The following is a 19,038-nucleotide window of genomic DNA, read 5'->3' as shown; positions in this document are numbered from 1 at the left end:
CCGTCGTCCGGCCCTCGTCAGATGACCTCGGCGCTCCAGGGATCGGGGTTGCCGAAGCGGTGGGCGGTGATCGTGACGGACTGCTCGCGCAGGAACGGAAGCAGCTCCAGGCGCCCGGCGGTCGTGACCTCGTTGTCGTACACGGCGAAGTCCGGATCGCCCTCGAGCGCGGCCGACACCGCAAGGCTCAGCGTCGCGACCGCCGCGGCGGAGCCGACCAGCCGCGCGCGCGGCGGGCGCGGGTCGGCGACCTGCATCCGCTCGATCCACTGCTCGTCCGACTCGACGTGCACGGTGATCTCGCTCTCGCCGAGCGCCCGTCGCACGGCCGCGGGAAGCCCCACCGGGGCGCTCACGGTGATCGCCGTACCGGCGCGGACGCCGGCGACCACCACACGCAGCAGCGCCTGCCACGTCGCGTCGCCCGTGGCTCTCACGGCGACCTGGGGCACGGGCCGGTAGCGGAAGAGGTTGCGCTCCACCCCCAGCCGCGAGACGTCTTTGACCTGTCCGAACTCACGGTTCCACGCCAGCGCGTCAGACAAGGCGCCGCGTCGCAGCCACTCGAAGGACTCGTAGTCCAGCGACGGCTGAGCCGCTTCGATGACGTTCGTGATGCGCGAGTCGAGCCCCCGCAGGTGCAGCGTCGACGACGTGGCTCCGCCCGCGCTGGCGCGCCACGACCCGAGGCCGACGAGGTAGTTCGGACCGCCGGCCTTGGCCCCCGGACCCACCGACGAGCGTTTCCATCCTCCGAACGGCTGCCGCTGCACGATGGCGCCGGTGATGCCGCGATTGACATAGAGGTTGCCCGCCTGCACCTCGTCGAGCCACAGCGCGAGATCGGTCGGGTCCTGCGTGTGCAGGCCGGCGGTCAGGCCGTAGGCGACGGCGTTCTGCAGCTCGATGGCGTGCCGCAGCGAGTGCGCGTGCATGATCCCCAGGACGGGCCCGAAGAACTCCTCCAGGTGCATGCGCGAGCCGGGCTGCACTCCGGTGCGGATGCCTGGCGTCCACAGTCGGCCTTCCCACACCGGATCGGTGTCGAGCTCGCGCGGCTCGACGAGCCACTGCTCGCCCTCGTCGAGGGTCGTGAGCGCCCAGCGCAGCTTCCCCTGCGGCGGCTCGATGACCGGCCCCACCTCGGCCAGGGGGTCGGTGGGCGGCCCGACGCGCAGGGACCGCACGGCGTCGACGAGCTGCCTCGTGAACCGCCGGGAGCGCGAGACCGGTCCGACGAGGATCGCGAGGGACGCGGCGGAGCACTTCTGACCCGCGTGGCCGAACGCGCTCTTCACGAGGTCGGATGCCGCCAGATCGAGGTCTGCCGACGGCATGACCACGATGGCGTTCTTGCCGCTGGTCTCGGCGAGCAGGTCGAGCTCGGGTCGCCACGAGCGGAAGAGGGCGGCGGTGTCCCACGAACCCGTGAGGATCACCCGGTCGACGTCGGGATGCGACACCAGCTGCCGGCCGAGGTCGCCCTCATCGACGTCCACGAGGGCGAGCACCGCTCGGGGCACCCCCGCCTCCCACAGCGCCTCCGCGATCGCCGCCGCGCAGCGTCGCGCCTGCGGCGCGGGTTTGAACAGCACCGCGGATCCCGCCGCGAGGGCTGCGAGGACCCCGCCGGCGGGGATGGCCAGCGGGAAGTTCCACGGCGGCGTGACCAGGGTCAGCGCATCGGGCACGAAGACGGCGCCGCTCACGCGGTCGAGTTCGCGCGCGGTCGCCGCGTAGTAGTGGGCGAAATCGACGGCCTCGCTGACCTCGACGTCCGCCTCGCCGAAGACCTTGCCGGTCTCGGACGCCGCGACCTCGATCAGCCGGCCGCGCCGGGCTTCGAGCGCCCGGCCGGCGGCGTGCAGGATCTCGGCGCGCTCCGCAGCCGGCCGCTGACCCCAGCGGACCCCGGCGTCCTTGGTGCGGGTGATGACGCGTTCGAGCGCGTCGGCGTCGGCGACCCGGGCCGCGGCGATGGCGACCTCGCCCGCCGTCGAATCCGCCACCCGTGCGAGCACATCCCGAGCCCAGGCCCGCGTGGAAGGCAGCGCCGGGTCGGAGTCCGTCGCCGCGGTGAAGCCGGGTGCGCCGAGCGAGGTCGACGCGGACTCGCGCGGTGCGAACACCGCCGTCTCGACATACGGCTGCCCGCCGAAGAACTGCTCCTGGACCGACGGCTCCAGCGGTGCGGTCTCGCCGGGGTCGGCCGAGGACGAGCGTGCGATGCCGAGCACCGCGCGGGTGAGACCGGCATCGTCGTCGTCGCCGTCTGCGACACGGATGCCGGGGCCGGCGGTCGCGGCATCCGCCCGCGCATCGCGGTGCTGGACTCGACGCGCCCCGAGGGGCAGCGCGGGATCGTCGGCGCGCGCGAGCGACGCCGCGAAGCGGTCGCGCTCGCGCTCGAACAGGGCGGGATCGTCGGCGAGGTCGAACGCGGCCGAGAGGAAGTTCTCGCTCGAAGCGTTCTCCTCGAGCCGTCGCACCAGGTAGCTGATGGCGACGTCGAACTCGTCGGGACGCACCACCGGCACGTACAGCAGCACCGGACCGACCTCGTCGGCCACGGCCTCGACCTGTCCCTGTGCCATGCCGAGCAGCATCTCGAACTCGATGTCATCGGTGACACCGCGCTCGTTCGCGAGCAGCCACGCGTAGGCGATGTCGAAGAGATTGTGCCCGGCGACGCCGATCCGCACCGCGCCCGTGCGGACGGGGTCGAGCGCGAAGCGCAGGCACCGCACGTAGTTCGCGTCGGTGTCGAGCTTGGAGTCGTAGGTGGCGAGCGTCCAGCCGTGCATGCGGGCGTCCACGCGCTCCATCGCCAGGTTCGCCCCCTTGACGAGGCGGATCTTGATGCGCGCGCCGCCGCTGTCGACCCGCTCCTGCGCCCATGCCGTCAGGCGCTCGAGCGCCGGCAGTGCGTCGGGCAGGTAGGCCTGCAGCACGATGCCGGCTTCGAGCCCGGCCAGTCGCGGGTCCTCGAGCAGGCGCATGACGACGGCCATGGTCAGGTCGAGGTCGCGGTACTCCTCCATGTCGAGGTTGATGAAGGTGCTGTCGGCGACGGCGGTGAGGTACAGCGGGCGGAGCCGCTCGACGACGCGCTCGACCGTCTCGTCGAACGCCCACATCGACAGATGGCTCATGATCGCCGACACCTTGACCGACACGTAGTCCACGTCCGGGCGTCGGATGAGCTCGTGGATGCCGTGCAGGCGGCGTCGAGCCTCGTCTTCGCCGAGCACGGCCTCGCCGAGCAGGTTCAGATTGAGCCGCGCTCCCGCAGCGCGGAGCTGCTCGATCGCAGGCCCCAGCTTGTCGGGACGCGCGTCGACGACGAGGTGCCCGACCATCTCGCGCAGCACCCGCCGCGCGATCGGCACCACGGGCGTCGGCAGGACGGGGGCCAGCGCACCGCCCACCCGCACCGCGCCGCGCAGGTACCACGGCAGGAACTCAGGAACGATGGGCGCGACATCGTGCAACCGGGATGCCGCCGCCCACAGGCTCTCGGGCCGCATCACGCCGTCGACGAAACCCATCGTGAAGGGCAGTCCGCGGGGATCCTTCAGCACCCCCGCCAACCGCGCCGCAGCGGGATCCACGTCTGCTTCCGCAGCCTCGGCGACCCACCGTTCGGCCAGCGCGATCGCGGCGTCCGCGAGAGGCCGGGACTCGGGCTCGACGGACTCGGACGGAAACTCACTCATCGGCACGTCTCCAGACTGCACCTCGATGTCGCTCACGACACCAGGTTGCGGCATGCGGATCCGCGCGCCGCGCGCGCCGCGCCGGTCGTCGCCCTCGCCGATGGATGCCGCGCGTCAGACGTCCTCGGAACGCGGCCGACGCGTCGTGTCGTACCGGTCGTCGTCGCCGTGGGGGCGGTCGTGCGCTTCACCCGCCGTCTGGTCGTGGGCGGCGCCGACCGGACGGTCGTTCTCGCCGACCGAGCGGTCGTGGGCCTCCCTGACCGGGCGGTCGGGGGCTTCCTCGACCGGGCGGTCGTGCGCTTGGCCGACCGGGCGGTCGTCGTCGTGCACGCGCGGGTCGAGTTCGTCGGCCTTCCGCATCCGCTCGGCCTGCTCTGCGCGCAGGCGGTCGGCCTCGGCCTGATGGTCGCCGGCCTGCTCAGCCACCCGGCGCGCGTCGACCTCGGCCTGCGCGGCCTGGGCGCGGGCGTTCTCGGCGGCCGCTGTGGCGGCCGCCGCCTCGGCACGCGCCTTCGCGACGCCGGCCTCCTTCTCCTGAGCCGCGAGATCGGTCTCGCGCGCCTGAGCACGAAGCTCCTCCGCCTTGTCGACCCGGGCCTGCTCACGGCGGCGGTCACGGCCTCGCGCCGTGAAGACCAAGATCCCCACGACGATGGCGGCCACGACGACGACCCCGACGATGATCCAGATCAGTGTGGAAGTGTCCATGTCGCGCTCCCTCGGTCATGGCCGCTCCCTCGCGGCCGCGTTGCCGTCACCTCACCATCCCGGGCCTGTCCCGGCAATGGTCTTGCGCGGCAGGCCGATCTCCGATACCCGCGCGTATTCCGCTTTTCTCCACCGCGTGCATAGGATTGTTTCTCCCTGGGCGTGTGCAATCCGCCCTTCGAGCACCCCTTGAGGAGGTGCCATGACCGATCTCCCCACCGTTTCCTACGACGAAGGACGCACCCGCGACGCCGCAGAGCTGCGCCGTCTGCAGGAATGCGCGACCGAGGAGCTGCGGCTCATCGGCCGCATCCAGTCCCACGGCATTCTCTTCGCTGTGGACGAATTCACCGGCACCGTCGTGGCGGCCAGCGCCAACGCCGAGCAGTGGCTCGGCTCGCCCCTGACCGATGTCGGCAGCGAGATGCTGACCTGGGCGATGAACCACGGTGTGGCGGTGGACCCCGTAAGAGCCGAGCTCGACGGCACGGCGTACGACGTGATCGCCCACCGCGGAACAGCGCCGCTCGTGCTCGAACTGGAGCCGGTGATTCCCGACCTCGAGTACGTCCGCACCGGAGTCGTCACGGCGATCCAGCGCCTTGCGCACATCACCGATCCCGACGAGCTGCGCATCCAGGCCGCTCGCGAGATCAAGGCGATCACCGGCTTCGACCGGGTCATGTGCTACGAGTTCCACGAGGACGGGCACGGCCAGATCGTCGCGGACGAGCGCGAACCCGACATGGAGTCGTACTTCGGGCTGCACTTCCCCGCGTCCGACATCCCACCGCAGGCGCGCATGCTCTATCTCGAGAAGCGCTCACGCGCGATCGTCGACACCGAGGATCCCGGCCTCGGCATCCGGACGCTGCTGCCGGAGTCCCAGCCGATCGACCTCGGCATGACCGAGCTGCGCGCGGTGTCGCCGCATCACCTCCAGTTCATGCGCAACATGGGTCAGGCCTCCACTGTCTCCTTCGCGGTCGTCGCCGAAGGGCGCCTGGTCGGCATGTTCACGTGCGCTCACCGCACGCAGCGCCGCCTTCCCGTGCTGCTGCGTCGCGCGCTGGAGGTGCTCGCCACGCAGGTCGGCACGCAGCTGATCTCGGCCCGGCAGATCCAGGCGCTGCGGCGCCAGCTCGAAGCCCGCGAGCGACGCGCGGCGGTCGTCGCCCCGTTGTACGGACGGGCCGACATCGCCGACGCGCTCATCCGCGGCCGCCGCACCGTCCTGGACGTCGTACCCGCGGACGGCGTGTACCTGCGCGTCGACGGGGTGGTCAGCACGATGGGCGTCGTGCCCGCTCCCGAGCGCCTGGACCCCGTCATCGACGACCTCGGGCCCTCGGGCTTCGTGTCGGACGCCCTGCCGATCGAACGTCCCGAGCTCGCCGTCGAGATCACGGGCGTCGCGGGCCTGCTGATCGTTCCCCTGTCGGACGACGGGGACCGACTGGTCTTCGTCCGCGGCGAGGCGGCGCGGGAAGTGCAATGGCTCGGCGACCAGTCCGCCGCCAATCGCGACACCCCCCTCTCACCGCGCCGTTCGTTCTCGGCATGGGTCGAAAGCGTGACCGGCCGGAGCCTTCCGTGGGGCGAGTACGCCCAGGACGCCTTCGACCTCGGCGCCGACATCCGCACCGCGCTGCTCTCGCGAGCGCAGGCGGAACTCGCCGAGCTCGCCCTGCACGACGCGCTGACGGGCCTGCACAACCGCCGGTTCCTCGACGAGCGTCTGAGCCAGGTTCTCGCAGAGGGCGCCCGGCAGGTGTCGGTCGTCTTCCTCGATCTCGACAACTTCAAGGCGGTCAACGACACCCACGGGCACGAACTGGGCGATGCCGTCCTGTCCACGGTGGGCAGGCGTCTGCTCGGAGCGGCGCGCTCGACCGACATCGTGGCGCGCCTGGGCGGTGACGAGTTCGTCGTGATCTGCCTGGATGTGCACGAAGAAGAGGCGTCGCTGATCGCGCAGCGCGCCGTCGACGCGCTGCGCGAGCCGATCAAGGTCGGCGATGTCATCGTCGAGATCGGCGCGTCGGCCGGCATCGCCACCGAGGACGGCCGATCCACGGCGGCGCAACTCCTGGGTGCCGCGGATGCGGCGATGTACCGCGCCAAGCGCGCGGGACGCGGCCGGGTGTCGCGCTGAGGCAGCGCTCACACGGCGAACGCGGCGGGTGACCTCAGCGTGCGGCCGGTTCGGGCTCGGGAAGGATCCGCAGCCCGCCCGGAGAGTTGGCGATGTCCACCAGCTCCTGCAGCCACACCCGGTTGATCTCGGGCATCGGCGCGTCGTACGCGAAGCGAACCGTCGACGCCGGCGAGATCCACAGCGCCTGTCGCAGGCCCGTCTTCTCGTCGGTGATCGCGAAAGAGAGGCTCTCGTGGCGCCGGAGCTTGGCGACGATGACCAGTTCGAGGTGAGCCAGCGTGCGATCGTCGATCGGGAAGTCGACGGCAGGCGACCCGTAATGCAGAGTACCCATCGAGAGAATCCTATGATGCCCGGTGGCGGTCGCCCGCCGCGGGTAGGCTGACGGGATGGCAAAAGTGAACCGACTCACCGTCGACGGACGCGACTACTTCCTTCCCGACCCCGTGACGGAGCTGAAGAAGCAGATCCTCGAGGCCATCAAGGACGGTGGCGGCTACGTCACGATTCCGCCGCTGCGCGGAGGGCCCGGCATCGACATCCTCTTCTCGCCGGGCATGCCCGTGACCTGGTCGCAGTTCGACGTGGGAAGCGGTGAGGCACCCGCCGGCGCAGGTGACCACGCGGCCGATGACGACCCCACGATCGTCGACGACTACCCCGAGATCTAACCCGCGGCGCTCAGCAGACGGCCTAGGCGATCGGCTGACATCGGCGCGCCGAGCAGGAATCCCTGGCCACGATCGCAGCCGAGTCGCCGTGCTCGTTCGAAATCGTCCATCGTCTCGATGCCCTCGGCCACGACACGCCAGCCGTAGCGCTTGGCGAAGGCGACGACGCCCGCGATCGCGTCCTCCGACGCGGTATCGCGGCGCTGCGTGAGGGACCGGTCGATCTTGATCTCGTCGATCGGCAGCTGATCGAGCATCGCCATCGTGGTGTCACCGCCGCCGAAGTCGTCGAGCGAGACGCCGACGCCTGCGGAACGCAGCACCGGCAGGATCTCCACGACCGTCGGCAGCAGCTGCGGTGACGGGGTCTCGGTGACCTCGACGGTCAGAGTGCCCGGCCGCAGCCCGGTCTGGTCGGCACGTTCCACCACGACGCTCGCGAAGCTGGGCGAGACGTGCGTCGGCGATACGTTCACCGACAAGGACAGATCGTGCCCCTCGCGCTGCCATTCGGCGACTTGGGCGGCCGCCGCCGACAGCACGACGTCGTCGATGTCGCTGACGATGTTCTCGCTCTCGGCGAGGGGGATGAACAGGTCGGGGCCGATCGCCCCGTGCACGGCGTGGTCCCACCGGCACAGCGCCTCCACAGCCACGGGGCCATGGTCGCGGGGGTCGGTGGATAGGTCGAACAGCGGCTGATAGGCCACTGTCAGCAGGCCCGAGGACACAGCGAGACGCAGGTCGTCGGCGAGCGTGGGGAAGCCAGTCATGCGCTCCACGATCCGCTCCCTAGCACTTGTCTGCAACACCCGACAGAGATTTTCGAAGTGTGTATACTTCGCACCCGACTTCCGTCGCCGGTACGGGCCATGGCCACTAGGGTGGAACCGATGGGCACGCTCACATACGACTCCAAGGTCACCGTCTCGTTCGACGACCGTATTCTCGCGCACCTGCAGGTGGTGATCTGGTCGAAGCTGCGACGCGGGGAGCAGTTCGCTTTCACGTGGACAGATCCTATGCGAAGCGGACTGGGCCGGACGTCCGTGTGGCTGAGCCCCAACATCTCGGTGGTGTTCGAGTACTTCGGCGGCCGTCAGCCGCGGCTGAATCCGGCCTGGCTCGAGGCGCTGACCAAGGCCGCCAACTCGCCGAACGGACTCACCCTCGTTCCCGAGCCGGACGACCCCGCCGCACCGCGGTAGCCTCGCCCTGCGTCCCGGTCGTCAGTTCCACACGCTGGGTGCGGCATCCCGCGTCGACGGCAGTGCGGAGGCGACCGCCCAGTCGTGCACCCACGGCTCGACGTCGGGAAGGTTGTCGGGACGCCCCATCGCGGCGAACAGCTCTTCGTGTCGCAGTGTGCCACCCGAGCGCTTGAGCATGCGGGCCCGCACGATCGCGCGCGCGTAGACCTCGCCGTGGACCACGGCCCGGTGCTCGACGTAGAGCGCGCGGTCGTCGTGGCCCAGGAACCGGGACTCGACCTCGAACCGCTGCCACAGCTCCAGGGACTTGCGGAAGGTCACCGTCTCGCTCGAGACCACGGCGTACCAGCCGTTGTCGCGCATGGTCCTCAGGAAGCCGGTGCGCGTCAGCAGATCCCACCGGCCCAGGTCGAACAGCGACAGGTATCGGCCGTTGTTCATGTGCATCAGCATGTCGATGTCGGTCGGCAGCGTCGTCACCCGAACGCGCCCGACCGTCTCGGGCGGCGCCGTGCCGTGTCGGCGCACCGAGAGGCGCGCGCGGAAGATCACGAGGAGGGTCCGCCAGAGCACGTTCACGAGGAGCGATCGTAGTGTTCCATGACGAATGCACCCACACGGTTGTGCGATTCCCACAGTGCGGTCCGGCATCCGGTCGGCGGTCCTTCGGCGGCATCCGCTCGATTTCCCGTCCCGGCGGGGTCCGCGTAGAGTCTGGCCATGGAAGCCGAACTCCAGACCGACATCGTCGTCCGTCCGGTGCGCGACGTGGATGCCGAGGCCCTCGGCCGCGTGCACGCCACGTGCTGGCACGAGACGTACGACCACCTCATCAGCAAGGCCGCGCTCGAGAAGGTCTCTCCCAAGCGTCTCGCCGAGCTGTGGACCCACTGGGCGGTGCAGGGCCCGGACTTCAAGATGTTCGCCGCCCTCGTCGAGGGTGAGATCGTCGGCTTCGCCGGCTCAGGCCCCGCGCGCGACAAGGATGCACCGCGCAATCGCGAGCTGTACTTCATCTACCTGCTCGACCAGTTCCACGGCACCGGCATCGGACAGCGCCTGTTCGACGCGGTGGCCGGGCCCGACGAACCCCTGTACCTGTGGGTCGCCGACGACAACCCGCGCGCGCACCGGTTCTACGCGCGCAACGGCTTCGGCCTCGACGGCGCCACGCACACGGAGCCCTTCCTCGGTGAGACCCTCACCGAGGTCCGCTTCGTCCGCTGAGCCGTCTTCGATCGTCCGTGCTGCAGGTCTGGGCCCTTCCGGGGATCGGCGAGATCGCCGCGGGCGATGACCTGGTGGCGGTGATCGCCGACGCGACGACGGCGCAGGCTGCGGCATCCGCGGATCTCGCCCTGCGCGACGGCGACATCGTGGTGGTCACCTCGAAGATCGTGTCGAAGGCCGAAGGCCGGATGCTGCGCGCCGACGACCGCGAAGACGCGATCACCGCCGAGACCGTGCGCCTCGTCGCGGCGCGCACCGGCCCGACCGGGCACGTCACGCGGATCGTCGAGAACCGCCTGGGCATCGTGTCGGCCGCCGCGGGTGTCGATGCGTCGAACACCCCCGACGGCACGATCCTGCTGCTGCCGGTCGACCCCGACGCGTCGGCGCGGGCTCTCGCGTCGGGTCTGCGGGACCGCTTCGGGGTGTCGGTGGGCGTTCTGATCACCGACACGCTCGGTCGTGCCTGGCGCGAGGGGCAGACCGACCACGCGATCGGGGCCGCCGGCGTGCACGTCTTCGAGGATCTGCGCGGTCAGACCGACGCCGAGGGCCGGCCGCTCATGGTCACGATGCCGTGCGTGGCCGATGAGCTGGCGGGGGCGGCCGACCTCGTGAAAGGGAAGGCCGCGCGACTGCCCGTCGCCGTCGTCCGCGGTCGCGGCGACCTCGTGGGGGTGCTCGACCTTCCCGGCGCCCGCTCGATCGTCCGTCCGCTCGAGCGCGACATGTTCCGGGTCGGCGCGGATGAGGCCTACGCGGCGGGTTTCGAAGCCGGCACCGCCGCCGCCCGCGCAGCCGCCGCCGCACCGGCATCCTGACCCCTCGCGGCTCGCGCGCGGACGGTGTGTGTCAGTTGCGCGGGGGACGCGTGCGCACGAGCCCCCGCCGTGCGTGAATCCCCCGCACGGGAGGGGCGCGTGCGCACGCGACCCCGGGTTGGGCCGGTCGCGCGGAACGGCGGTGGTCACACTCGCGCCGGGGACGCGTGCGCACGAGCCCCCGCCGTGCGTGAATCCCCCGCACGGGAGGGGCGCGTGCGCACGCGGCCCCGGGTTGGGCTGGCGCCGTGGGGTCAGTCGGCGCGGAGGACGGCCTGACCGGCGGAGACCTGCACGGCGATCGTGCTGGCGGCGCCCGAGGTCGAGCCCACCCGGTCGTCGAACGAGCCCGCGGACACGTCGGAGGTGATGTCGTACTCGCCGTCGGGGACGGTCAGGCGCAGGCCGCCGGCGCTGACGTCGACGTCGACCGTGCGCGGCTGGTCGCCCGTGAGCACCCCGTCGAGCGAGCCCGCGCTCACCGACAGCGTGGCCTCGTTCACGTCGGCGAGGTCGAACTCGCCGCGGCCGGCAGACACCTCGGCGCCGAAGGTGTCTGCGGTGCCCGAGACCTGCATGCGACCGGCGCCCAGCTGAACCTGCAGGTCGCCGAACCCGCCGTCCACGACCGCGTCGCCGGCGGCGACGTCGATGACGGCGTCGGTTCCGTCGAGGCCCTCGGGCAGCCGCAGCACGGCGTCGCCCTGCTGCATCCAGCCCATCCCCCACATCCACCGGGGCGAGGCGACCACGAGGCGGTCGCCGTCGCGGTCGAAGGTCCAGCGATCCGCACCGAAGGCGGAGGTCACGGTCAGCTCGGCCTCGTCGATGTCGGCGAATTCGACGCGCAGCGATCCGGCGGCCAGTTCGACGTCGACCTCGTCGACACCCGACACCGCGATGGTTCGACCCGATGTCTGGGTGGATGCCGCACCCACAGTGGCGAAGATCGTGCTGGCGATGGTGCCCAGAACGATGATCCCGCCGAGGACGATGGTCAGGATGGCGATGACCTTCGCCGCGCCCCCGGGTTTGTGCGACGGCGCATCGGAGGACGGTGCGGGCTCGGGGGCGGGCGGGGCCGGCGGTGGCGTGAGGACGGTGCTCATGAGGGGTCTCCTGTTCGGGTGGTGCCGCCGTGTGCGATGTGCGCGAGCGCGGCGAGGACGCGGCGGTTGCCGGAGTCGTCCTGTTCGAGATCGAGCTTCTGGAAGACGGCGGTGATGTGCTTCTCGACGCTGCCCTCGCTGACGTGCAGGGCTCGGGCGATGGCCTGGTTGGACTTGCCCTCGGCGATCAGGGCGAGGACGGTGGATTCGCGATCGGTGAGGCGCTGCATGCGCTCGTCGCGGGTGCGGCGGCTCAGCAGCTGCGCCACGACTTCGGGGTCGAACACGGTCGAACCCGCCGCGATCTGCTCGAGGGTGTCGAGGAAGTCGGCGACGTCGGCGACGCGGTCCTTGAGCAGGTAGCCCAGCGCCCCGCCTCGCCCGGCGATGAGATCGCTGGCGTAGCGTTCCTCGACGTACTGCGACAGGACCAGGACCGGGAGGTCTGGCCGCGCCGCCCGCAGCCGCACCGCGGCGCGGATGCCCTCGTCGGTGCGGGTCGGCGGCAGCCGGACGTCGAGGATGCACAGGTCGGGCTCCTCGCGGGCGACGGACTCGTCGAGGTCGGTCACGTCCGGCAGCGCCGCGACGACGGTGTGGCCTGCGTCCTCGAGAAGGCGCACGAGTCCTTCGCGCAGGAGGACGGAGTCCTCGCAGATCAGAACGCGCACGGGATGCTCACCTCCACCGTGGTCGGGCCGCCGGCCGGGCTGTCGAGGCGGAATGTGCCCCCGGCACCGAGGACGCGGTTGGCGATGCCGTCGAGTCCGCCGCCGGGCACGACGGTCGCGCCGCCCAGCCCGTTGTCCTCGACCCTGGCCCACAGCATCCCGCCCTCGCGCTGTCTCACCAGGACGCGACATTCCGCGGCGCGGGAGTGCTTCGCGGCGTTGGTGAGGGATTCGGCGATCACGAAGTACACGGCCGCCTCGACCTCGGGGCTGCAGCGCTCGTTGATGCGGACATCGAGCGACACCGGGATGTGCGAGCGTGACGCGAGCGCCGACAGCGCGGCATCCAGGCCACGGTCGTCGAGGACGGAGGTGTGGATCCCCCGCGCCAGCTGCCGCAGCTCGGTGATGGCGGCCTTGGTCGAGGTGTGCGCCTCGTCGATGAGCGCCTTCGCCGCGGCAGGATCGGTGTCGATCTTCTGCTGGGCGAGTCCGAGAGTCATGCCGACCGACACCAGCCGCGGCTGGACGCCGTCGTGCAGGTCTCGTTCGATGCGCGTGCGCTCGACGTCGGCGGCGCGAACGGCTCCGGCGCGCTGAGCGTGCGAGGTGCGGGCCTGTTCGGCCAGCTGCGCCTCTCGGGACGGCACGAGGATCGCCCGCACGAGCACGCCGTGCAGCAGCGCCAGCCCGATGACGGCGGCGGCGGCCAGCAGGCTGGCGAGGATGCCGAGGGGGACGGCGAGGGCGAGGGGCACGTCGAACCAGGTGCGGTCGAGGCGGATGCTGTCCTGCCCGGCGGCGTAGAGCGGGGCGAAGGCGACGGCGATCCCCGAGACGAAGACGCCGATGCCGATCAGCACGAGCCAGCCGAGCACCGTCGCGATGGCCGCGCTGGCGACGCCGCGCCACATCGTCGGGTCGATGAACTGCAGCCAGAGGCTCCGCAGCCAGCCGCCGAATCCGGGCCGACCGCTGGAGCGGAGGCGCCGAGGCGGCAGGCCGAAGCCGTAGAGCCCGTCCACACGCGCCGCCTCGAGCCAGCCGACGGCGAACAGCGCGTACACGAGGCCGACGAGCAGCAGCAGGCCGACGCCGAGCACCGGGACGAGCCCGATGCCGACGCCGAGCAGCGTCCCGAGGCCGGCGAAGATGCCGGGGCCGACCACGCCGAGGGCGGCCAGCTGCAGGATGGCACCGCCCACGAGCAGCGGGCGATGCGTGCGCACGGGAGTGGGGTCGTGATCGAAGGATGCCGCGGCACGGCCGGCGGGCGTCCCCGGTGCGGGGGTCTGAAGTGCGGCAGGTGCGGCGGGGTACAACGCGGCGGCCGGTGCGGCGGGGTACGACGCGGCGGCCGGGATGGCGGGGTTCGACGCGGCGGCCGGGGCGGCGGGGTGCGACGCGACGGGCGGGGTGGCGGCGGGCGGTCCGGTGGGCGCCGTCGCGGGCGCGGAGCCGGCCGCCGGCGCGGGGTTGTCAGGCGTGGGGGTGGTCATACCCTCACGGTACGGCGGACGCGCGGGCGGCGCCCCCGAGTCATCCGGACAGTTGACTTCGGGTTATCCCCCGCACCGGATGCCGCGGCATCCGGTCGTCAGCGACTCGAGACGCTGCCGAACAGGCGCGCGATCGGCGCGATCACGAGGGGCCGCGCCGCGACCCACCCGCCGACGATCACGAGCATCGAGACGGCGAAGATCCAGAACCCGGTCCAGTTCGCCGCGTAGGCGTCAGGGTCGACCGAGCCCTGCGCGGCGTACATGTGGTTGAGGTTGCGGAGGGCTCCGGTGGCGAACACCAGCGCGACGTGCACGATGATGAACAGCACGAAGTAGAGCATCACCGGGAAGTGGATCCTGCGCGCCCACTCGACCGGATACAGCTTGTTGAGGGTGGGGGCCGTCTTCGGCCACCACATGCTCATGCGGATGCCGGTGACGATGGCCAGCGGCGCGGCGATGAACACCGTGGTGAAGTAGGCCAGCTGCTGCAGGGAGTTGTAGTTCACCCACCCGTTCTCGGTGGGCCAGTCCAGTGACACGTACTGCAGGGCGGCCGACAGGGCGTTCGGGAACACCTCCCACGAGGTGGGGACGATCCGCATCCAGTGCCCGGTCACCACCAGCAGTGCGATGAACACCAGTCCGTTGACCACCCAGAGCACGTCGAGCGCCTGGTGGAACCACATCGTGAGGCTCATCTTGCGCCGCCCGTTGCTGCGCGGCGACCAGAACGCGGTCGGTCGCTTCTCGTTCCGGATGCGCCAGCCCGATCGGATGATCAGCACGATGAGGAACACGTTGAAGAAGTGCTGCCAGCCGAGCCACGCAGGGATGCCGACCGGCGCAGTCTCGGGCAGGTGGTATTCGCCGGGGTAGGTTGCGACGAAGTCCGACAGCGGCGGGACGCTGAGCAGCCACCGCACGGCCAGCACCGCCATCGCCGCAGCGACGAGCAGTCCGCCGCCGCCCACGATCGCCGCGCCGAGCCACTGCAGTTTCGTGAACGGACCGATGCGCTGCGGCTCGGGGCGCCGCTCGGGGCGTGTGCGGGCGGCCTCGCCGGGCCATACCGTGCGGGTGAAGGGCAGCGGCTTCGAGAGGTCGCGGGTCGGCGTGGCGGCCGGGGCCGGCGCGGCAGATGGCACCTCTTGCCGGGTCGCGGGCGTCGAAGCGGCGGCAGCTGCCACCCCGGCTTCAGCAGCCGGCGCGGCAGGTGGCACCTCTTGCCGGGTCGCGGGCGTCGAAGCGGCGGCAGCCGCCACCCCGGCCTGCGGAGCGGGGGCGAAGTCCGCCGGAGGCCAGGGATCGCCACCCGGAGTGCGCGGCAGCCCCCGACGCACGGGGGCGGTGTCGCCTCCGCCCGTGGATGGTGGCACTTCTTGCCGGGTCACGGGCGCCGAGGCGGCAGCTGCGACCCCGGCTTCAGCATCTGGCGCCGAAGGTGGCGCGTCTTGCCGCGTTGCAGGCGCCGAAGCGGCGACCGCCGGCACCTCGGCCTGCGGCGCGGGGGCGAAGTCCGACGAAGGCCAGGGATCGCCACCCGGAGTGCGCGGCAGCCCCCGACGCACGGGGGCGGTGTCGCCTCCCGCGGTGGCTGGCACGTCTGGCGGGGTGGCGGCATCCGAAGCGACGAGAGCCGCCACATCCGAGCTCGGCGCGGCCGCGGGCGATGCCTCCGCGGCCGGGGCGAGGCGTGCGGGCGGCCAGGGCTCGCCGCCCGCCACCCGCGGCAGACCGCGACGGATGCCGGCACCGGCGGTCCGAGCGGAACCCGCCGTCTCGGCGACCTGAACCGTCGCCACCGCCTCATCCTCCGACGCGGCGGGGCCGAGCGGCTCGACGGCGCCCGCGGAGTCGTGAGACGTCACGTATGTCGACGTGGCGTCCTCGGCACCCGACACAGCTGACGGCTCGGCGACCGGCGCCGCGCCCGAACCCACGCCAGCTACGCCGGCCGCGCCCGGCTCGACCGCCCCAGCCTCGACCGCACCCGGGTCAGCCGCCCCCGCGGGCGGCCACGCCTCTCCACCGGAAACCCGCGGAAGACCACGCCGAACCGTGCCGCCGTACGTCGCCATTCCGCCGGGCCCTACTTCTTCTTCGCCTCGAGCGCCGCGATCAGCTGCGGCACGACGGTGAAGATGTCGCCGACGACGCCGAAGTCGGCGATCTCGAAGATCGGGGCGTCCGCGTCCTTGTTGACGGCGACGATCGTCTTGGCCGTCTGCATACCCGCCTTGTGCTGGATCGCGCCCGAGATGCCGAGGGCGACGTACAGCTGGGGCGACACCGACACCCCGGTCTGGCCGACCTGGTACGACTGCGGCACATAGCCGGCGTCGACGGCGGCGCGGGAGGCGCCCACGGCGGCGCCGAGCGCGTCGGCGAGCTCGTCGACCAGCGCGAACTTGTCTCCGGATCCCAGACCACGGCCGCCGGCGACGACCCGCGCGGCACCGCGCAGCTCGGGCCGGGTCGACGAGACCACTGCGGCGTCGACCGCACCCACCCGGGCTGCGGCACGACCGGATGCCGACACCTGCAGCGTCTGCACCTGCGGCGATGCGACAGCCTCGGCCCGCGCATCGATCGCGCCCTGCCTCACGGTGATCACGGGGGCGCCGAAGGTGACGGCGGCGTCGACGTTGTACGCCCCGCCGTAGACGGAGTGGCGGGCGCCGACGCCCTCGTCGTCGCGGAAGACGCCGACCGCGTCGACGCACAATCCCGACCGCGTGCGCGCCGCGAACCGCGCGGCGGCCTCGCGTCCCTCGACCGAGTGCGAAGCGAGGACGGCATCGGGCTTCACGAGATCTGCGGCTGCGGTGAGCGCGTCGACCACGGGGACCACGAGCCCGTCGCCGCCCGGCGCGATGAGAACGGATGCCGCCCCCAGTGCCGCGGCCCCCGCGGCCAGCTCTTCGCTGCCGACGATGAGCGCCACGGGGGTGCCCACCTGGGCGGCGGCGCCGAGGAGCCCCGCTGCGGAGGCCGCCAGCTGGCCCGAGGGTGTCACATCGAGCAGAACCAGGATCGCGTCGTCGGCGAATGTCATGTCGGTCACCTCACACCAGCCGGTTCTGGATCAGGAAGTCCGCCAGCTGCTCGCCGGCGTCTCCGGAGTCGACGATCTTCACGCCCGCTTCGCGCGGCGGCTTCTCGGCGATGGCGATCATGATGGAGCGCGCGGCCGCGGGGTCGTCGGCGTCGATGCCGAGATCGGCGAGCGTCAGGGTCTCGAACGGCTTCTTCTTGGCCGCCATGATGCCCTTGAAGTTGGGGAAGCGCGCGTCGGGAAGGCGTTCGGTGATGGAGATGATCGCGGGAAGGGCGGCCGACACCTGTGCGGTGCCGCCGTCGGTCGCGCGCGTGCCCGAAACCTCGTCGTCCGAGATCTCGACGGCGTTGAGCATGGTGGCCGCCGGCACATCCAGCAGCTCGGCGAGCATCGCGGGGATGACCCCTCCCGATCCGTCGGTCGAGAGGTTGCCGGTGATCACGAGGTCGTAGCCGATCCGCGTCAGGGCCGCGGCCAGCACCTCGGCGGTCAGGCCCAGATCCGCTCCGCGAAGCGCCTCGTCGACGACCTGCACCGCCGAGCCCGCGCCCATGGCGAGGGCCTTGCGCACGTTGGCGGCGGCGGCCTCGGACGCCATCGAGAGCACGACGACCTCGGTGCCGGCGTGGGCGTCGGCGTACGAGAGTGCGACCTCGAGGGCGCGCTCGCCGATCTCGTCGATGACACGGTCGCCGGCGTCGCGTTCGGCCAGGCCCGTCTCGAGGTTCAGCTTGCGGTCACCCCAGGTGTCCGGGACCTCTTTGACCAGGACGACGATCTTCATTCCGCATCCGCTCCTTCAACGCAACGAGTCTATGGGCACGCGCTAGCGTGGTTCTGCGCGAGAGGAGGCGCCACGTGCCCAGGAACACGCCCCTTCCGGTGGATCCGATCGCCGAAGCCAAGCGCCAGTGGACCGCCCACGGATGGGAGGATGCCGCGGCCGGCATGACTCTGGTGACGTCGGTCATGCGCGCGCACCAGCTGCTGCTGGCTCGCATCGACGCCACCCTCAAGCCCTTCGGTCTGTCGTTCGCGCGTTACGAGATGTTGCGGCTGCTGGCTTTCACGCGAGCGGGCCGGATGCCGATGGCCAGCGCCATCGCCCGACTGCAGGTTCATCCCACCAGCGTCACCAACACCGTCGACCGTCTGGTCAAGGACGCCCTGGTCGAGCGCGAGCCCCACCCGGGCGACGGTCGCGCGGCGATGCTGGTGCTCACGGCATCCGGTCGTCAGCTCGTGGAGCGCGCCACGGCGGCGCTGAACACGAACGTGTTCGAGAGCCCGGGACTCGCCGATGACGACACGGCCGAATTGGTGCGCATCATCGCGCGGCTGCGCAAGGGCGCGGGCGACTTCACCGATCCGCGCCCGCTGCCCGACCCGCTCTGATCGGATCACCGGTTCCGGAACTCCGGCGACCGCTTCTCGCGGAAGGCGGCCATGCCCTCCTTCTGGTCGACCGTGTCGAACAGCGACGCGAACGCGTGCCGCTCGAACCGCAGCCCCTCGGCGAGGCTCGTCTCCATCGCGGCGTCCAGGGCGGCCTTGGCGGCATAGACCGAGGGCAGGGACTTCGCGGCGATCGCGTCGGCCGTCCTCGCCGCTTCGTCGAGCAGTTCCGATGCCGGGACGACGCGCGAGACCAGGCCGGCGCGCTCGGCCTCTTCGGCACCCATCATGCGGCCGGTGAGGATGAGCTCGGCGGCCTTGTAGTACCCGACCGCCCTGATGAGCCGCTGCGAGCCGCCCATGCCCGGAATGACGCCGAGCGTGATCTCGGGCTGCCCGAAGGTCGCGGTGTCGGCGGCGAGGATGATGTCGCACATCATCGCGAGCTCGCAGCCACCGCCGAGCGCGTACCCCGAGACCGCGGCGATCACCGGCGTGCGAAGGGCGGCGAACCGGCTCCACTGTCCGAAGTGGTCGCCCATGATCATGTCGAGTCCGGTCTTGGCCTCCATCTCTTTGATGTCGGCTCCGGCGGCGAAGGCCCGCTCGGACCCCGTGACGACGATCGCGCCGATGTCGTCATCGTCGTCGAAAGCGGATGCCGCGGCCACGATCTCGTGCATGATCTGCGAGTTCAGGGCGTTGAGCGCCTGCGGGCGGTTCAGGGTGATCCAGCCGACGCGCCCGCGCGTGTCGACGAGGATGGTCTCGTAGTCGGTCAT

General features: G+C 71.5%; 18 protein-coding genes. 6 read left to right on the top strand and 12 right to left on the bottom strand.

Annotated elements, in window-relative coordinates:
* Window positions 1–17: 17 nt before the first annotated feature.
* Entirely contained in the window at window positions 18–3,716 is a 3,699-nt protein-coding gene (locus Q9S36_RS16190) for a bifunctional proline dehydrogenase/L-glutamate gamma-semialdehyde dehydrogenase (protein WP_311286175.1), read from the bottom strand.
* Window positions 3,717–3,830: 114 nt separating this feature from the next.
* Window positions 3,831–4,427 (bottom strand): hypothetical protein, encoded by a 597-nt coding sequence (locus Q9S36_RS16185; protein WP_311285996.1) that lies wholly within the window; start codon window positions 4,425–4,427, stop codon window positions 3,831–3,833.
* Window positions 4,428–4,629: 202 nt separating this feature from the next.
* On the opposite strand from Q9S36_RS16185, the gene Q9S36_RS16180 reads away from it, so the two are divergent.
* Complete coding sequence (locus tag Q9S36_RS16180) at window positions 4,630–6,582, top strand: diguanylate cyclase domain-containing protein (RefSeq protein WP_311285995.1); 1,953 nt, start codon at window positions 4,630–4,632, stop codon at window positions 6,580–6,582.
* 34 nt (window positions 6,583–6,616) lie between these two features.
* On the opposite strand, the gene Q9S36_RS16175 is transcribed toward Q9S36_RS16180, so the two are convergent.
* Window positions 6,617–6,919, bottom strand: coding sequence for a hypothetical protein (locus Q9S36_RS16175; protein ID WP_251452312.1), 303 nt, complete (start codon window positions 6,917–6,919; stop codon window positions 6,617–6,619).
* Between the two features lie 55 nt (window positions 6,920–6,974).
* On the opposite strand from Q9S36_RS16175, the gene Q9S36_RS16170 reads away from it, so the two are divergent.
* Window positions 6,975–7,256, top strand: a complete 282-nt coding sequence (locus tag Q9S36_RS16170) for a hypothetical protein (RefSeq protein WP_311285994.1) — start codon at window positions 6,975–6,977, stop codon at window positions 7,254–7,256.
* On the opposite strand, the gene Q9S36_RS16165 is transcribed toward Q9S36_RS16170, so the two are convergent.
* Window positions 7,253–8,029: an EAL domain-containing protein gene (locus Q9S36_RS16165; RefSeq protein ID WP_311285993.1), complete on the bottom strand. Its 777-nt coding sequence runs from the start codon at window positions 8,027–8,029 to the stop codon at window positions 7,253–7,255. The genes Q9S36_RS16170 and Q9S36_RS16165 overlap by 4 nt on opposite strands.
* Window positions 8,030–8,149: 120 nt before the next feature.
* On the opposite strand from Q9S36_RS16165, the gene Q9S36_RS16160 reads away from it, so the two are divergent.
* Complete coding sequence (locus Q9S36_RS16160; RefSeq protein ID WP_251452317.1) at window positions 8,150–8,464, top strand: ATP-dependent DNA ligase; 315 nt, start codon at window positions 8,150–8,152, stop codon at window positions 8,462–8,464.
* A 21-nt stretch (window positions 8,465–8,485) separates the two neighbouring features.
* Here Q9S36_RS16160 and Q9S36_RS16155 read toward each other — a convergent pair whose 3' ends face one another.
* The gene (locus tag Q9S36_RS16155) at window positions 8,486–9,046 is read right to left on the bottom strand and encodes an acyl-CoA thioesterase (protein ID WP_311285992.1); all 561 of its coding nucleotides are present in this window, start codon (window positions 9,044–9,046) and stop codon (window positions 8,486–8,488) included.
* A 141-nt stretch (window positions 9,047–9,187) separates the two neighbouring features.
* Here Q9S36_RS16155 and Q9S36_RS16150 point away from each other — a divergent pair, with 141 nt between their 5' ends.
* Together Q9S36_RS16150 and cofE are read left to right on the top strand one after the other, a co-directional pair.
* Entirely contained in the window at window positions 9,188–9,694 is a 507-nt protein-coding gene (locus Q9S36_RS16150) for a GNAT family N-acetyltransferase (RefSeq protein ID WP_311285991.1), read from the top strand.
* 17 nt (window positions 9,695–9,711) lie between these two features.
* The gene (cofE, locus tag Q9S36_RS16145) at window positions 9,712–10,518 is read left to right on the top strand and encodes a coenzyme F420-0:L-glutamate ligase (RefSeq protein ID WP_311285990.1); all 807 of its coding nucleotides are present in this window, start codon (window positions 9,712–9,714) and stop codon (window positions 10,516–10,518) included.
* A 254-nt stretch (window positions 10,519–10,772) separates the two neighbouring features.
* Here the strand turns inward: cofE and Q9S36_RS16140 are convergent, their stop codons facing one another.
* From Q9S36_RS16140 to Q9S36_RS16115, 6 genes are all read right to left on the bottom strand, one after another.
* Window positions 10,773–11,627 (bottom strand): hypothetical protein, encoded by an 855-nt coding sequence (locus Q9S36_RS16140; RefSeq protein WP_311285989.1) that lies wholly within the window; start codon window positions 11,625–11,627, stop codon window positions 10,773–10,775.
* Window positions 11,624–12,298: a response regulator transcription factor gene (locus Q9S36_RS16135; RefSeq protein WP_311285988.1), complete on the bottom strand. Its 675-nt coding sequence runs from the start codon at window positions 12,296–12,298 to the stop codon at window positions 11,624–11,626. The genes Q9S36_RS16140 and Q9S36_RS16135 overlap by 4 nt, the downstream gene beginning before the upstream one ends.
* On the bottom strand, window positions 12,286–13,797 hold the full coding sequence (locus tag Q9S36_RS16130; RefSeq protein ID WP_311285987.1) for a sensor histidine kinase: 1,512 nt from the start codon (window positions 13,795–13,797) through the stop codon (window positions 12,286–12,288). The genes Q9S36_RS16135 and Q9S36_RS16130 overlap by 13 nt, the downstream gene beginning before the upstream one ends.
* A gap of 98 nt (window positions 13,798–13,895) precedes the next feature.
* The gene (locus tag Q9S36_RS16125; RefSeq protein ID WP_311285986.1) at window positions 13,896–14,948 is read right to left on the bottom strand and encodes a cytochrome b/b6 domain-containing protein; all 1,053 of its coding nucleotides are present in this window, start codon (window positions 14,946–14,948) and stop codon (window positions 13,896–13,898) included.
* Between the two features lie 944 nt (window positions 14,949–15,892).
* Window positions 15,893–16,858, bottom strand: coding sequence for an electron transfer flavoprotein subunit alpha/FixB family protein (locus Q9S36_RS16120; protein WP_311285985.1), 966 nt, complete (start codon window positions 16,856–16,858; stop codon window positions 15,893–15,895).
* A gap of 10 nt (window positions 16,859–16,868) precedes the next feature.
* Window positions 16,869–17,645: an electron transfer flavoprotein subunit beta/FixA family protein gene (locus Q9S36_RS16115; RefSeq protein ID WP_311285984.1), complete on the bottom strand. Its 777-nt coding sequence runs from the start codon at window positions 17,643–17,645 to the stop codon at window positions 16,869–16,871.
* 74 nt (window positions 17,646–17,719) lie between these two features.
* Here Q9S36_RS16115 and Q9S36_RS16110 point away from each other — a divergent pair, with 74 nt between their 5' ends.
* Window positions 17,720–18,256 carry a MarR family winged helix-turn-helix transcriptional regulator gene (locus Q9S36_RS16110; RefSeq protein ID WP_251452336.1) on the top strand — a complete coding sequence of 179 codons (537 nt, stop codon included), beginning with the start codon at window positions 17,720–17,722 and terminating at the stop codon, window positions 18,254–18,256.
* Window positions 18,257–18,261: 5 nt separating this feature from the next.
* On the opposite strand, the gene Q9S36_RS16105 is transcribed toward Q9S36_RS16110, so the two are convergent.
* Entirely contained in the window at window positions 18,262–19,038 is a 777-nt protein-coding gene (locus tag Q9S36_RS16105) for an enoyl-CoA hydratase (RefSeq protein ID WP_311285983.1), read from the bottom strand.

Source organism: Microbacterium sp. ARD31, assembly GCF_031844425.1.
This window is presented reverse-complemented; position numbering and strand designations above follow the sequence as displayed.

Coding starts and splice junctions, on each gene's coding strand:
- Q9S36_RS16190 (WP_311286175.1), bottom strand. CDS start 3,716: ATGAGTGAGTTTCCGTCCGAGTCCGTCGAGCCCGAGTCCCGGCCTCTC.
- Q9S36_RS16185 (WP_311285996.1), bottom strand. CDS start 4,427: ATGGACACTTCCACACTGATCTGGATCATCGTCGGGGTCGTCGTCGTG.
- Q9S36_RS16180 (WP_311285995.1), top strand. CDS start 4,630: ATGACCGATCTCCCCACCGTTTCCTACGACGAAGGACGCACCCGCGAC.
- Q9S36_RS16175 (WP_251452312.1), bottom strand. CDS start 6,919: ATGGGTACTCTGCATTACGGGTCGCCTGCCGTCGACTTCCCGATCGAC.
- Q9S36_RS16170 (WP_311285994.1), top strand. CDS start 6,975: ATGGCAAAAGTGAACCGACTCACCGTCGACGGACGCGACTACTTCCTT.
- Q9S36_RS16165 (WP_311285993.1), bottom strand. CDS start 8,029: ATGACTGGCTTCCCCACGCTCGCCGACGACCTGCGTCTCGCTGTGTCC.
- Q9S36_RS16160 (WP_251452317.1), top strand. CDS start 8,150: ATGGGCACGCTCACATACGACTCCAAGGTCACCGTCTCGTTCGACGAC.
- Q9S36_RS16150 (WP_311285991.1), top strand. CDS start 9,188: ATGGAAGCCGAACTCCAGACCGACATCGTCGTCCGTCCGGTGCGCGAC.
- Q9S36_RS16140 (WP_311285989.1), bottom strand. CDS start 11,627: ATGAGCACCGTCCTCACGCCACCGCCGGCCCCGCCCGCCCCCGAGCCC.
- Q9S36_RS16130 (WP_311285987.1), bottom strand. CDS start 13,797: ATGACCACCCCCACGCCTGACAACCCCGCGCCGGCGGCCGGCTCCGCG.
- Q9S36_RS16120 (WP_311285985.1), bottom strand. CDS start 16,858: ATGACATTCGCCGACGACGCGATCCTGGTTCTGCTCGATGTGACACCC.
- Q9S36_RS16115 (WP_311285984.1), bottom strand. CDS start 17,645: ATGAAGATCGTCGTCCTGGTCAAAGAGGTCCCGGACACCTGGGGTGAC.
- Q9S36_RS16105 (WP_311285983.1), bottom strand. CDS start 19,038: ATGACCGACTACGAGACCATCCTCGTCGACACGCGCGGGCGCGTCGGC.